Here is a 14,089-nt window from a genome sequence, read left to right as displayed (position 1 = left end):
TGGTTTTTGCGTGCTGAGGGGAGCGTTTAAGTGTGGAAACGGGCACTTCCACGCATGCACGAGACGACGATCCGGATCGCCGACGATACGGCCTACGGTGTGGCGACCGCCGGAAACGAGGCCACGATCGAGCTCTGGTGCAACGAGCACTGCGACCTCCTCCGTGTGCACGGCCCCGCGGATGGCGTCATCGACTACGTGGAGCGCCGCGTCGGGGTCCAGGACCGCGTGCGCGACGGCGAGGAAGAGCTCATCATCACCCAGGACTGTCTGAAGCAACACGAGGAGGGGAACATCGAGACGTACGTCCAGCGGCACAGTTGCCTCCTCCTCCCGCCGCTTCGGTACGAACACGGCACCAAGCGGGTTCGGGTGCTCGCACTCGATGGTCAGCGACTCACCGAACTGTTCCGCGACCTCACCGACGACTTCGACGTGACGGTCGACTCGAAGCGGACGATCAACGTCCCCGTCTCGGGATCGCCGCTGTTGCGCGCCGAGCATCTCGTCCCGGACCTCTCGCCCCGGCAGCACGAGGTGCTGCTCGCGGCGTGGGAGCGCGGGTACTACGAGATTCCCCGCGAGGTCACGACCGCGGAGCTCGCGGAATCGTTCGACCTCGATCGCCGGACGGTCGAGAACCACATCCGCCGGGCCGAACAGAAACTGGTCAACGCCATCGCCGACCACCTCTCGTGAGGCCGTCCGGTGGCGGCGGAGCCGCTAGCGCTACTCCGGCTCCTCCGGGTCGTCGATCCAGTTGTAACAGCGATACAGTTCGCGGTCACTCGTCAGCATCGACACCGGGACGAACCCTTTCCCGCCCCGTGCGCCGACCGTCGTCTCGTCGCCGTCGGCGACGTACATCGCCTTCGCCGACAGCCGGAACGTGATCTCCAGCTCCCCACGGTGGTTCTCGTCGGGCTCGAACGAGGCGTCGACTTCCTGCGGACCGATGCCGAGGGTGAGGACCCCGTCCGGCGTCTCGACGCCGAGATCGTGGCTCGCGAGCGCCCCGGCCAGATCCTCGGCGATATCGGCCATCTCGTCGTAGTTGGTCCCGCGGCTGCGGTTCGAAGCGCACTGTCGAGACATCGGCGCCCACCGCATAGTCGATAGCGATCGTCCCCAGAACTCACTCACGGAGCGCACTGCCGACACGCTGAACGACCGTGGGTGCGGCGGCCGCGAAGCGGTTGGCGACGGCGTACTGCGCGTAGAGGTCGCGCCCGATCGCCGCGACGGCGCGTTCCGCAGCCATCCACACGAGTTGTCGGCAGCCGTCTCACTGGTAGTTGGCGGTCACTTGGCCGATCACCTGTTCGGTCGCTTTCGAGAGGTGCTCCCAGACGGAGGACGTCGAGAGGTCGAGTTCCGCCGCGATGTCCTCGAGCGTGGCCCCCTCGTTCGGTCCGAAGTAACCCAGTTCCTGGGCGACCAAGAGTGTCTCGCGCTGGCGCGGGCTCAACTCCGTGAGCGGGGACTGGGGCGACTGCTCGCTCTGGAGCGTAACCCGCTCCTTCCGTCTGATCCGAACGTCGCTCCCCTCGGCTTCGAGGTCCTCGATGATCTCGCTGAGGGTCTCGTGAGACTCGAAGAACACCCACCACTTCTCGCTCCCGTTCGACGCGGTCGCACCGTGGCCGCGGTAGGCGCCGTGGTCGGCGAGGATCTGGCTCACACTGGTCAGCGGCGCGTAATCGATCGTCGTCGAAAGGTGTGCCACGTGATCTGACCCGACGTGGGGATAAACCGCCACGTCGGTAACGATTTCGTGGGCTTCGTAAGTCGAGACGAACTGTTCGACCGGGACACGCTCCGTCTCCAGTCGGAGCAGCTGCTTCTTCTGTGCTTCCTCCACGTGGGCGTCGGAGACGCTCTCGATCCTGGCCGCGGGGTAGACCTCGGTCACGTCCGAGTTCGGGCACCCGTGATGGGCGATATCCAGGGAGGCTCGGAATATCTGCCCGTCATCGACGGCCGGCACCTGTGTCGAGTTATCAGTTGCCATGTGTTGTGTTACCCCCACCCCGGGTGAAGAGTATTTCGCCCGTTAGAGATTGTGTGACGGGATCGTTTCCCAGTCGAGGTCCCCGTCGGCTGCCCGGTGACACGCCATGAGCCAGTCTTCGTCGTCGGCCTCCGCTTTCGCGGGCGGGCGGAGGTGCATGTCCTCCTCGTCACAGGCCTCGGTCGCGAACTCACACCGGTGCTTGAAGAAGCAGCCGTCGGGGAGATCGACCGGGTCCGGGACTTCCTCGTCGTAGACGACCTTCGACCGGTCGTGGGTCGGATCCGCCACGGGCGTCGCACTCAACAGCCGCTCGGTGTAGGGGTGACTGGGCGTCGAGCAGATCCGCTCCGTCGGCCCGTACTCCATCACTTTCCCGAGGTACATGACCGCGATCTCGGTACAGATATGGCGGACGGTCGCCAGGTCGTGGGAGATGTAGAGGATCGTCACGTCCCGCTCCTCGGCGAGCTGGCGGAAGAGGTTCAGCACCCCGGCCCGGATGGAGACGTCGAGCATCGAGACCGGCTCGTCCGCGATGATGACCGAGGGATCCAGGACGAGCGCCCGGGCGATCGCGACGCGTTGCTTCTCGCCGCCGGAGATCTCGTGGGGGTACCGATCCAGGTACTGGTCGGGCGGCGTCAGGTTCGCGAACTCCAGGGACTCCCGGATCCGCTCCTCGCGGTCGTCGTGCCCGTGCACCTTCAGCGGCTCGGCCAGCTGCTCGCGCACGGTCATCTGCGGGTTCAGCGACTTGAACGGGTCCTGGAAGACCATCTGGACCTCCTGGAAGTACTCCTTGCGCCCGTACTCCTCGATGGGCGTGCCGTGGAGCGTGATCTCCCCGTCAGTCAGCTCGTGGATCCGCATGACTACCTTCCCGAGGGTGGTCTTCCCGCAGCCGCTCTCGCCGACCAGGCCGACGATCTCGCCGTCGTCGAGCTGGAGGCTGACGTCGTTGACCGCCTTGACGTACTCCTGGTCGCGCGACAGCAGGGCGCCCAACCCGGTCTGGGTCCGGAAGAACTTCGAGGCGTCGTCCAGTTCCAGCACCGTCACGCCGAATCACCCCCGGAGACCTCGGTCGGGGCCGAGGCCGCCCCATCGCCGGCACTCGCGCCGTCTGGCGCGTCGTCGACGCCGTGCCAGACTTCACGCTTGGCGGCCTGTTCCCGCATCGTCTCGATCCCCACGTCGTCGATCCGGGCGCAGGCGGCTTCGTGCTCGTCGGCGACCTCCTTCATCGGCGGGTCGCTCGAGCGACACTCCGGGGCCGCGAACGGGCACCGGTCGGCGAACCGGCAGGCGTCCGCCGGATCGGTCAGGGGTGGCGGCGCCCCCGGGATGGAGATAAGCGAATCCGCCCCCCCGTGGATGCTGGGGAAGGCGTTCTTCAACCCGAGCGTGTACGGGTGGTAGGGGTTCGTGAAGATGGTCTCCGTGGGGCCGCGTTCGGCCAGCTCCCCGGCGTACATCACGGCGGTACGGTCACACATCTCCGCGACGACGCTCATGTCGTGCGTGATGAGCAGCATCGACGCCCCCGTCTCGGCCTGGAGTTCCTCCAGGTGGTGGAGGATCGTGTCCTGGCTGATGACGTCGAGCGCGGTCGTCGGCTCGTCGGCGATGATGAGGTCCGGATCGAGCACGAGCGCCATCGCGATCATCGCCCGCTGCTTCATCCCCCCGCTGAACTGGTGGGGGTAGTCGTGGCGACGCTCGGGGTCGATCCCGACGAGTTCGAACAGTTCGACCACCCGGTCGTCCATCCGCTGCTCGCTCCAGGACTCGTGGGCCTCGATGGCCTCCTTGATCTGGGTATCGACGGTGTAGACGGGATCGAGCGCGTTCATCGCGCTCTGACTGATGAGTGCGATGTCGGTCCATCGGCGCTGGCGCATGGGCTCCGCGTCCAGTTCGGTGAGGTCCTCGCCGTTGAGCCGGACGGCCCCGTCGGTGATTCGCCCGTTGTCGGGGAGGATCCGCATGACGCTCTTGGCGATCGTCGACTTCCCACAGCCGCTCTCGCCGACCAGGCCGAACGACTCCCCCTCCTCGATCTCGAAGGAGACGCCGTCGACGGCCGTGACTGTGCTCTCGGTGCTGCTGTCCGTGTAGGTCGTCCGGAGGTCCTCGATCTCTAACAACATCAGGAATCACCTTGCAGACGCGGGTTCGCGACCTGTTCGTACGTTCGACCGATGAAGTACACCGACGCCACCGTCAGGATGATCATCAGCCCGGGCATGGCCACCCAGAGCGGCTGCTGGAGCACGGAGTTCGTGTTCCAGGCGGCGAACATCATCCGCCCCCAGGAGACCCGGGTCGGGTCGCCGAACCCGAGGAACGCGATGCTCGCGGCGGTGACGATGGACCACCCCGTCGCGAAGGCGAAGTACAGGAACGAGATGGGCAGCACGTTGGGCAACAGCTGTTTGACGATGATGCGCGGGGCGCTGGCCCCGGTCGTCTCGGCACTCTGGACGAACTCGTTCTCCTTGAGCGAGAGCACCTCGCTCCGGATGATCCGGGCACAGTTGCGCCAGTAGATCAACCCGAGCATGAAGATGATCCAGAAGATGGACCGCTCGAGCATCGTGAGGACGATGATGGCGAACGGGAGTATCGGGATGCCGTAGACGATGTCGGTGATCCGCATCAGGATGCTGTCGACCCAACCGCCGTAGTAGCCGGCCGTCAGCCCCACCGTCGTCCCCGTCACGACGACGATGGTTGCGGTGAGGAAGCCGACCAGGAGGGCGCTACGGGTCCCGACCAACAGTTGGGACAGCACGTCACGGCCGTATCTGGTGGTGCCGAGGGGGTGTTCCGCTGAGGGCCCCTCGTTGGACGCCAGCGTGCCGTCCTCGTTGATGTCCTTCGTCGCCGGGTCGTAGGGGGCGATCGCCGGCCCGATCATCGCCAGCACCAGCAGTCCCAGCAGGATGACGAGCCCGACCTCGCCCATCCGGTTGCCCCGGAGGATGCGGTACGGGCGCATCGCCAGCTCGCTGAGGCTGTCCAGCAGTGATCCGGCTCGCGTGTCGCCGTCGATCGGTATCGTGCTCATGAGGAGTACCAACTATCAGTCATACGTGATTCGGGGGTCGATAACGGTGTACAGCAGGTCGGCGACGAAGTTGCCGACGATGACGATGACCGCGATCATGAGGAACGCGGCCTGTGCCAGCGGGTAGTCGGACTGGAGAACCGCTTGGACGAGGGTCCGGCCCACGCCGGGCCAGGAGTAGATCGTCTCGACGAGGACGTTCCCGGCCACGGCCAGGCCGACCACGATCGGCGCCGTGGTCACGATCGGCAACAGGGAGTTCCGGGCGGCGTGTTTCGCGAACACGTCCCGGTCGCGGACCCCCTTCGCGTGGGCCATCGTGATGAAGTCCTCCCCCTCGATGCGCAGCATCGTGGTCCGCATGAGCAACAGGGGGTAGGCCATGTAGAACGGCACCGTCGAGAGCACCGGCAGGACCAGGTGGTGCAGGAAGTCGACCGAGAACACCTTGTCGAGGAACCCGCTGTACGTGGCCTCGGCGTCCACCATGTGGCCGATCGGGAACCACTCGAGGTGGAACCCGAAGACGTACAGGAGGACGAGCGCGAGCCAGAACACCGGCGTCGACCGGAACAGGACGGCCGAGACGAGCACCCGCGTGTCGAACGACCCGCGCTTCCAGGCGGCGAGCGCGCCGATCGACGTGCCGAAGGCGTACGCCAGCAGGAGCCCGGTCCCCATCAGGAGCAGCGTGTTCCCGATGCGGCGCATGAGGATGTCCCGGACGGGCTCGTTCTGGAAGAACGAGTAGCCGAAGTCCAGCGTGACCACGCTGGCCATGTACCGGATGAACTGGATGTGGAGCGGCTGGTTCAGGCCGTACTGTCGAGCCATCTCCTGCTGGACGCTCTCGTCGAGCGCAGGGCTCAGCGCGACGGCAGTCGGGTCGCCGGGCATCAGCCGGAACAGCACGAACATCAGCACCGCCACGACGAAGATCGTGACGACGGATTGAGCTGCTCGCCGGGCGATGTACCCTTTCGCACCCATTGGTTAGTTGGACCCGTCAGTCGGGTACATGAGCCGGCCGTCGTCGTCCCACGCGTAGCCGGCCTCCTCGAGGATCGTCCGGGCCTGCTCCGGGTCGTAGGTGTTGGGGCTGACCTCGGGGTTGTGCCAGAACTCGTTCCCCTGGGCGATGATGCTCCCCCCGCGGGTCGCCTCCCCGTCGTAGACCTGGTTGACGATGCGCTGGCGCGGGATCAGGTACGAGAGCGCCCGTCGGAACGCGGGATCGGTGAACGGCATCCCGCGGCGCTCGTTGTGGAGCAGCGTACGCAGCCCGTGCTGGGTCTGGAAGTTCAGCGTGAGGCCGCTCTGGTCGCGCACGCCGCCCCGGAGCGTACTCGGCAGCTGGTCGAGCACGTCGATGTCCCCGTTGAGCAGCGCCTGCTGGGCGGTGCTCTTGTTCCCGTACAGCCGGTACCGGAACGTGTCGATGTTCGGGGCGAACGGGTGGTCGTCGACGGCGGTCATCTCGAGCAGCGAGCCGTCCCGGTGGCGGCTGAACTCGAAGGGGCCGCTCCCGATCGGCGGCTTGTTCTCGTAGTTCGCCGGGTTGGAGATGTCGTTCTCCTCGGTGACGTTCTCCCAGACGTGTCGGGGCAGGATCGGCACCTGCCCCATCGTGAGCGTGCTCCAGGGGGCGTACGGCTCCGAGAGCGAGAACGTCACCTCGCCGTCGCCCGCGGTGACCTCCGACATCGGTTCGAGGTAGGTCGCGACGTACGGCGCCTTATTCTCCTGCTGGAACCGGTAGGAGAAGGCGACGTCCTCGGCGGTGACCGGCTCGCCGTCGTGGAACGTGACGCCGTCCTTCAGCGTGACCACGACCGTCGTGTCGTCCTCGACGGTCACGTCCGAGGCCAGCCAGTTCTCCGCCCGGCCGCTGGGGCCGATCTTGGTGAGCGTGTCGTAGAACGGCTCGATGAACTGGATGTCGTCGGCGCTGTCGGCCTGTAGCGGGTTGAACGAGTCGATGCTCGTGAGCACCTTCCCGTAGTCGAGTTCACCCCCCTCCGTAGTCTCGATCGTGGTGAGCGTGAACGGGCTCGAGAACCCCTCACCGGGGACGGTGTTCTCCTCCCCGGGATGTTCGAGGTTGTCCGAGTTGAAGCCCGACGCCAGGTTCGGGGACTGGTAGACCGTCCACGCCTGTTGGTCCTTCTGGATCCGCTGGATGTCGTAGACGACCGACTGGCGCTCCTCCTGGTCGATGAGGCGCTGCTGCTCCTCGCTGAGCTGGTCGAGCTCGTCGTGCTCGAACCCGCTGATGTTCCAGCCGCCCGTTTCGGCGTTCGAGGAGTGCAACACCGTGTTCAGGTAGAAGCTCGGGTCGAGTCGGTACGCCGCCCCCTCCATCCCCAGCATCAGCATGTCGTACTCCCTCGTCTCGAACAGCGTGTTCGTGTACGGCTGCGGGAACTGCTGGGGGATGAGTTCGGAGGGGATCCCGAGCTCCTCGAACTCCGACTGCATCATCCGGGTCTGTTCGAAGTACCCGGGCTTCTGGCTCTGGGTCCAGGTGACGAAGTTGAGGGAATCAATCCGTTCGAGGTCCTCTGCCGGCGTCCCCTCCCGTTCGTCGGTGCCATCCTCCGGGGAGCCATCGCCGTTCCCACCGCCACCCCCACACCCGGCGAGGGCGACCATGGCGCCGGCGACAGTCGTCGCTCCGGTCTTTTCGAGCAAGGTCCGTCGGTCGAGTCGCGGTTCGCCTGGCTGTTGTGCCATGTGTTGCCACTCGACAGTCACCGACGAAAAGGTTTGAACCGGATATTTCCGGGGTGGGGCTGCACCCGGATATTTCCGACTGAACCGCTAAATGGGTCGTTCCACCTACTCGGAACATGCCCGGATACCTCCCGGAGATGACTTGGCCAGAGGTTGAGGCGGCCCTCGACGACGGCCCCACGCTCGCGCTCGTCGTCGCGGGTAGCACCGAACAGCACGGCCCGGGACTCCCCTTGGCCGTCGACGCGATCAGGGCACGGGAACTCGGCGAACGACTCGCCGACGAGCTGGACTGTCTCCTGGCGCCGCCCATCAGGCCGGCCATGTCCGACCACCACATGTCCTTCCCCGGGACGATCTCGCTCGGCGAGGACACGTTCCGGTCGGTGGTCCGGGACTACTGTCGGAGCCTCGACGCCCACGGCGTCGACGATATCGCCCTCGTCACGACACACGGCGGGAACGCGGCGGCGCTGGAGACCATCGCCCCGGAACTGGACGATGAGCTCGAGGCCACCGTCTTCGTGGCCGGCTCCCGCGAGGAGTTCATCGACGTGCGCTTCGGGGCGCTCGAGAAACACGGCGTGTCACCCGAGCGGGCGGGCAAGCACGCTGGCGGCGCGGAGACGTCGTTCCTCATGGAGACGACGCCCGATCTCGTCCGTCGGGACGAGCTCGCGGCGGGATACGTTGGAACGGTCGACTCCGAGACCGTGATCCGTGACGGGCTCGCAGCCATCACGGAGAACGGCGTGCTTGGGGATCAGACCGTCGCGACCCGTGCAGCCGGCAGGACGCTGATCGACGATTGTACGGCCTACTACGCTGGGGCGATCAGGGAGGAGCTCGACCGATGACGGGGACGACACAAGCTCAGCAGGGCGGCGACGACGCGCTAACCATCGAGGCCGTCGAGACGACGCCCGTCGCGGTCCCGATGACGACGGACTTCAACATCTCGGGCGGCGGGCAGGAGCGGCCGACGCACGTCCTGGTACACCTCCGAACGACGGGCGGTATCGTCGGACTGGGTGAAGCGTCCCCGAAGCCGTTCTTCTCCGCGGAGACGGCGGGGAGCGTCGTCCACGCGATCGAACAGATCGAGGAGGCGCTCGTCGGGACCGACGCGGGGAACCTCAGGGCTGTTCATCAGGCCATGGCCGAGGCAATCAACGGCAACCCGTTCGCGAAGACGGCCGTCGACATCGCCTGTCACGATGCCCTGGGTAAACAGCTCGGCGTCCCCGTCAGTCGACTCCTCGGCGGTCGTGTCCGTGACGCGATCAGGGTGGGCCAGTCGGTCGGCATCAAACCGACCGAGGAGGCTGTCGCGGAGGCCGAGACGTACGCCCACGCGGACGGGTTCGTCTCGATCAAGGTGAAAGTCGGCGACGACCCCGCGACGGCGGCCGAGCGCACGCGGGCGATCGCGGATGCGCTTGACGCGGACACCACGCTCCGTGTCGATGCCAACCAGGGGTACACGGTCGATCAGGCGATCCCCCTGTTCCGCAACCTCGAACAGGACCTCGACCTCCTCCTGGTCGAACAGCCGGTGAGTCGCGACGACATCGACGGCATGCGGGCGGTCACCGACGCACTGGAGACGCCGGTACTCGCCGACGAGAGCTCCTTCAGCCCCCAGGATGCCTACACCGTCGCCAGCCGGAACGCCGCGGACATCCTCAACATCAAGATCATGAAGGCGGGCGGGCTGGTTCCCAGTCGCCAGATCGCTTCGACGGCAGCGGCGGCACAGCTCCCCGTCGCGGTCGGGAGCATGGTGGAACTCGGTGTGGGAACCGCTGCGGGGGCACACTTCGCCGCGAGCGTGCCGAATGCGGTTTACCCGAGCGACGTGAAGGGGCCGACCCTGTTCACCGACACGGTGTTGGAGTCACCGCTCGAAATCTCCGACGGTCTGACTCCCGTCCCGACCGGCCCGGGTCTGGGTGTCAGTCTGGACGAGGAGAAGGTCGGAGAGTACGAAGTGACGCTGTGAATGGTTAGGAGACTTCTCGGACCCGATCGAGTCACGACTGGTCGGGACCGAGAGTCGACCGGTACAAGCTCCAACCGGCCGCCTCGTGACCGTAGGAGGGATTTTTCACGGAGAGTAAGTGGGGAGCGGAAAGCCGCTGCGACGGTGAACCTGGTCTGACCCCTCGGCAGCGACTTTCCAAGGGTGGTCTGCGGGCCGGGTCTCTGCGTCAGCGGGGAACCCGCTGACAATCGACGTTGAGGCCTCCGGACAATTGACAGTTACGGTGGGTACGACGCTGATTTGACTCTCGAACGAGTTTCTACTGGCTGCCATACCGCCCACTTGGCTTGGGCATGTATCCACCGCATACATGCCGCTCGTCTAGTTTCTCCGGCGACTGAATCGGCTCTGTAGTTCTTCCCAAAGCTCGGACTGTTCAGGTCATCCGAAAACGGCACCCACTGCATCGACGCCGACCTTCCACACCTGCCGAATGACCAACTTCATGTCGAACGTGAACGACTGCTGTTTCACGTACTGCAGGTCGTATCGTAGTTTCTTTGCCGGCTCCGCCCCGGTTACGTCGTTCACTTGCGCCAACCCAGTCAGCCCGGGCTTCACGAACCACCGCTTCTGCCAGTCCACGACACCAGTCTCGATGTCCGAGTCGAGTTCGGGCCGCTCGGGCCGCGGCCCGACGACACTCATATCGCCCTTCAGAACGGCCCACAGTTGCGGGATCTCGTCGAGGTGGGTCTGACGTAGAACCCGCCCGACACGTGTCACGCGTGGATCGACCCCTCCTTCGTCCTCGTCGCTGATCGTCGCCCCCGTCTCGTCTTCCGCGTTCTCGATCATCGACCGGAACTTGTACACGTCGAACGTCTCCCCGAACACGGCGGTCCGTTCCTGTCGGTACAGCACCGACCCGCCATCGTCCAGTTCGATCGCCACGGCGATCGCGAGGATCGCCGGGCTCAACGCGAGCAGTCCGAACGTCGAGAACGCCAGATCGAACCCGCGTTTCAGCACGTAGTCCTGGACGTCCCACGGTTCGACGTCCACGTCGACGAGCGTCCCGACGTCGTCCCCGGAAGTCAGCACCTGGTCGGCGTGGTTCCGGTGGACCTTCACGTCGACGCCGTGCTCGTAGCAGGCGTCAAGCGCGCCGAAGAACTCCGCCCGGTCGGTGTGTTCGAACGCGAGCACCACCGTGTCCACGTCGTACTCGACGAGCACGTCCTCGATACGCGACAGGCCGCCCAGCCGGGTGAGTCCGCCGACCCCACCGTCGGCGATGGCCGGCTGCGATGCCGAACTGTCGGGCCGGTCGAACGCAATCGTCGGGCAGAGATACCCCAACAGCGGGACGTCCACGTCGCCCGCGAGGCGTTCGATCTCCGCGGGGTCGTCGCCGACGATGATCCCCCGTTGGGGGTCAGTGGTCGGCCGTCGCCGGATCCACACGAACCACGCCGGGAGAGTGACCAGCAGTACGGGAGTGATCACCAGCAGCGTCGCCCGCGGCAGGCGGTACGTGTAGTCGAAGTAGCCGATCGCCGACAGTGCGAGCAAGGCAACGACGACGCGCTTCTGGGCGAGCACGACGGCGTCGAGGATCCGACGCGGTCGGGGCTTGTACAGCGGGACGAACGCGCCCGTGACGACCACGACCGTCGTCGCGATCTCGAGGAATCCCTCGGCACCCGACGGCGGATCCGTGGAAAGCGCGCCGACGACCGGCAGCGAGGCGAAAATCGCCTGAGCGGTCGGACTGTTCGCGATGCCGACCGCGAGGGCGGTCAGTATCGCGACGCCGAACACGCTCGTCGCCCGATAGCGCCAGCCGCCGTTCATCACTTTTCGTTCTGACGCTTGGAAGGTTAAGTACACCGACTCGATTAATCACTGGCTACCGTTCTTGGACTCGCCTCAAGCCTGGACGATTCCGCCGGACTCCACTGCTTCTTCAGACACGGTCACCTCGGTCCCGCCGATCTCGTACGTACCGGGATAGGGCACCCGGACCGAGTAGTTCCCGGCGGCGTCGGCCGTCACCGCCTGGCGGTACCTCACCTCTTCCCCACCGACCTCCACAGTCGTCGTCGCCGTTACCGTCGCGTTCGGTTCGATCGAGCCGGTCACTGCCGCCCCCGGAACCAGCGTGAACACCTTCATCGACCCGTCCTCGCTGGCCCACACCGCTCGGTAGTGCCCCGTTTCGTTCCCCCAGCCGTGCAGTCGGTTGTACATCACCTCTTCATCCGTGTCCGACAGTCCGCTGTGGCGATCGACGACGACGAACCCGGTCCGGCCGTCGAGCCGTTGGTACCAATCCGACGCGTTCGGTGACGTGAGGAAATCACCGTAGTTCGATTGGGCGTACCCGTAGCTCCGGGACTCGCCGCTCACGATCGCGTTGTACATCCGGCTGTCGCCCCACTCACTGAACACGTAGTTCTGTGGGTACTCCCACCCCTCCTCAGTGGCGTACTCGTCCATGAACGTCGCCGCCTCGTAGCTCTCGTCGCTCACCATCAGTTGCGTGGTCCGGGCGGGGCTGATCACGGCGCCGAGGCCGCCGACGAGCAGCACGATGAGGCCGACGGCGACGACGGTGTCGCGGGTCGGCATGGAGAACGCCGGCAGTTCGGGGGCCCGCTCGCTCCAGGAGTCCCGCCCGTCGTCGGCGACCATCGCCGGCCGCACGGTCGCACCGGTGACCGCGCTCAGGTGGACGACGGCGACGCCCGCGAACACCGACGAGAACAGCGCCAACTGTCCCGCGAACCGGACCTGCAGAAGCGCGAGTAGGAAGAACACCCCGCCGTAGCTCCCAGCGAACTGCCAGATCGGGCGGTTCTGCGACCACCCGGCGGCCAGGCACCACGCCAGGTACGGGAGGGCGAAGAAGAGGCTCAGCCCGAAGAAAAAGAACGGACCGACGATGGTCCCGTACTGCGTCCCGAACAGTGAGGCCGTCTCCGCGATCCCTTCGACGGATCCGGCATTAACCAACCGACCCAACTCTTGTGAGAACTCGGCGCCGAACTCCGGAACCACGGTGTACGCGACGACGAAGACCACGGCGCCGGCTGCGGCGACCAGTCCCGTCGTCACCCGGGCGGAGAGGCCGTATCGCCGTGCACCTTCACCGACAACCAGCACCACACCCAGCCCGGCGGCGAGCAGGAGCGGCGTCGAAACGACGTAGAGCTCCTGCCAGTCAAGTGTCGTGTGGACGACGATCGCGAGCACCCCACCTAGACCGACAGCGCCCACCAGTGGGAGATCTGTGAGCGGCGACGCGCCGGCGTCGACGGCAGCCGTCGCTCGCACCACGCCGTACAGCGCTAGCGGGAGCAAGAGTAGCGGGCCGGCGTTCCACGCGAGCACCTGCCCGGCGACGCCGACGGCGACGATACCGCCCAGCGCGAGCGTCCACGGAGTCAGCATTCCTCGCTCGCTTTCCTTCCCTGTCGACGTACGCTGCAGCAACGCCACGGCGGCGACGGCAGTGATCGCGAGCCAAACGTAGTCGAAGGCGTGGTGATCGGCGAACCCGACTGCGGTCCGGTAGGCGTGGACCGGCGTCACCGCGAGCATGACGACGCTCGCGACGCCGACACGGCGGTCGTCGGTCACCTGTACGGCGAGGACGTAGACGAGCGCCGCCGTCACCAGCCCGGCAACGACCGGGTACCACGCGAGCACGAGGTCGGCAACCTCGACGGTCCCGCCGAGTAGCTTCGTCACGGCGAGTAGCGTCGCGGTCAAGAGTGGCTCACCGACAAGTACCCCGTCTGGCAGCGATGTGACGCTCGCACCCTCTTCGAGGGACTGCAGGAGCAGGTAGCGGTAGTAGTACGGATCGTTCCCGAGCAGCACGATATGCTCGCTCCGGAACACCGATGGGAACGCGACCAGCCGGACGGCGACGACAAAGGCGAGTGCGGCGGCGAGCGCGACCCCCACGCGTTGGGGGGGCAGATCGAGATCGAACTCCAGCGACGGCGACGAGTCGTCCGCGGTGGGCTGTCCCTCTTCGCCATCGAGGGCTGCCTGGACCGCATCCCGGTCAGCGACCCGGTACTCGCCGTCGACCTTCTCGACGATCCCGCGGGAGACGAGTTCGCCGAACGTCCCCGAGTCGATCGGGATGTCGTCGAACGTCCAGGTCTCCTTGGCGGCGTCGACGTCGAGAACGGCCCGGAGGTCGTCGTCGACGGCAGGGCGTTCCGAACGGAGGGTCGCTGTCGCCTCCCGCACGTCGCTCATTGGGGGAAGG

13 protein-coding genes are annotated in these 14,089 nt (G+C 66.2%); 3 read left to right on the top strand and 10 right to left on the bottom strand.

Translation table 11 applies throughout. The features are described 5' to 3' along the window. Positions 1–54: 54 nt before the first annotated feature. Complete coding sequence (locus BMZ83_RS12530; protein WP_074879182.1) at positions 55–699, top strand: helix-turn-helix domain-containing protein; 645 nt, start codon at positions 55–57, stop codon at positions 697–699. Positions 700–729: 30 nt separating this feature from the next. Here BMZ83_RS12530 and BMZ83_RS12525 read toward each other — a convergent pair whose 3' ends face one another. Genes BMZ83_RS12525 through BMZ83_RS12495 form a run of 8 tightly spaced genes read right to left on the bottom strand, consistent with a single transcriptional unit; the run spans position 730 to position 7,817 of the window. Further along, positions 730–1,095: a hypothetical protein gene (locus tag BMZ83_RS12525; RefSeq protein WP_074879180.1), complete on the bottom strand. Its 366-nt coding sequence runs from the start codon at positions 1,093–1,095 to the stop codon at positions 730–732. Positions 1,096–1,135: 40 nt separating this feature from the next. Beyond that, positions 1,136–1,261, bottom strand: a complete 126-nt coding sequence (locus BMZ83_RS17370; RefSeq protein ID WP_255458111.1) for a hypothetical protein — start codon at positions 1,259–1,261, stop codon at positions 1,136–1,138. Positions 1,262–1,285: 24 nt separating this feature from the next. Then, on the bottom strand, positions 1,286–2,011 hold the full coding sequence (locus BMZ83_RS12520; RefSeq protein WP_079990184.1) for a helix-turn-helix domain-containing protein: 726 nt from the start codon (positions 2,009–2,011) through the stop codon (positions 1,286–1,288). 42 nt (positions 2,012–2,053) lie between these two features. Then, complete coding sequence (locus BMZ83_RS12515) at positions 2,054–3,073, bottom strand: oligopeptide/dipeptide ABC transporter ATP-binding protein (RefSeq protein WP_074879176.1); 1,020 nt, start codon at positions 3,071–3,073, stop codon at positions 2,054–2,056. Beyond that, positions 3,070–4,167 carry an ABC transporter ATP-binding protein gene (locus BMZ83_RS12510; RefSeq protein WP_079990183.1) on the bottom strand — a complete coding sequence of 366 codons (1,098 nt, stop codon included), beginning with the start codon at positions 4,165–4,167 and terminating at the stop codon, positions 3,070–3,072. Before BMZ83_RS12510 ends, BMZ83_RS12515 begins: the two co-directional genes overlap by 4 nt. Next, positions 4,164–5,084: an ABC transporter permease gene (locus BMZ83_RS12505; protein WP_074879172.1), complete on the bottom strand. Its 921-nt coding sequence runs from the start codon at positions 5,082–5,084 to the stop codon at positions 4,164–4,166. The genes BMZ83_RS12510 and BMZ83_RS12505 overlap by 4 nt, the downstream gene beginning before the upstream one ends. 15 nt (positions 5,085–5,099) lie before the next feature. After that, positions 5,100–6,074, bottom strand: coding sequence for an ABC transporter permease (locus BMZ83_RS12500; protein WP_074879170.1), 975 nt, complete (start codon positions 6,072–6,074; stop codon positions 5,100–5,102). Between the two features lie 3 nt (positions 6,075–6,077). After that, a complete protein-coding gene (locus BMZ83_RS12495) occupies positions 6,078–7,817 on the bottom strand; it encodes an ABC transporter substrate-binding protein (protein ID WP_074879169.1) in 1,740 nt (579 codons plus the stop codon). Positions 7,818–7,933: 116 nt separating this feature from the next. On the opposite strand from BMZ83_RS12495, the gene BMZ83_RS12490 reads away from it, so the two are divergent. Then, positions 7,934–8,674, top strand: a complete 741-nt coding sequence (locus tag BMZ83_RS12490) for a creatininase family protein (protein ID WP_074879166.1) — start codon at positions 7,934–7,936, stop codon at positions 8,672–8,674. Further along, on the top strand, positions 8,671–9,819 hold the full coding sequence (locus BMZ83_RS12485) for a mandelate racemase/muconate lactonizing enzyme family protein (RefSeq protein WP_074879164.1): 1,149 nt from the start codon (positions 8,671–8,673) through the stop codon (positions 9,817–9,819). Before BMZ83_RS12490 ends, BMZ83_RS12485 begins: the two co-directional genes overlap by 4 nt. A 423-nt stretch (positions 9,820–10,242) precedes the next feature. On the opposite strand, the gene BMZ83_RS12480 is transcribed toward BMZ83_RS12485, so the two are convergent. Both BMZ83_RS12480 and BMZ83_RS16415 read right to left on the bottom strand, forming a co-directional pair. Further along, a complete protein-coding gene (locus tag BMZ83_RS12480; RefSeq protein ID WP_074879162.1) occupies positions 10,243–11,658 on the bottom strand; it encodes a sugar transferase in 1,416 nt (471 codons plus the stop codon). A gap of 75 nt (positions 11,659–11,733) precedes the next feature. Beyond that, a complete protein-coding gene (locus BMZ83_RS16415; RefSeq protein ID WP_074879159.1) occupies positions 11,734–14,079 on the bottom strand; it encodes an STT3 domain-containing protein in 2,346 nt (781 codons plus the stop codon). Positions 14,080–14,089 lie beyond the last annotated feature (10 nt).

The sequence above is a fragment of the Halolamina pelagica genome (genome assembly GCF_900115675.1).
Taxonomy (GTDB): Archaea; Halobacteriota; Halobacteria; order Halobacteriales; family Haloferacaceae; genus Halolamina; species Halolamina pelagica.
This window is presented reverse-complemented; position numbering and strand designations above follow the sequence as displayed.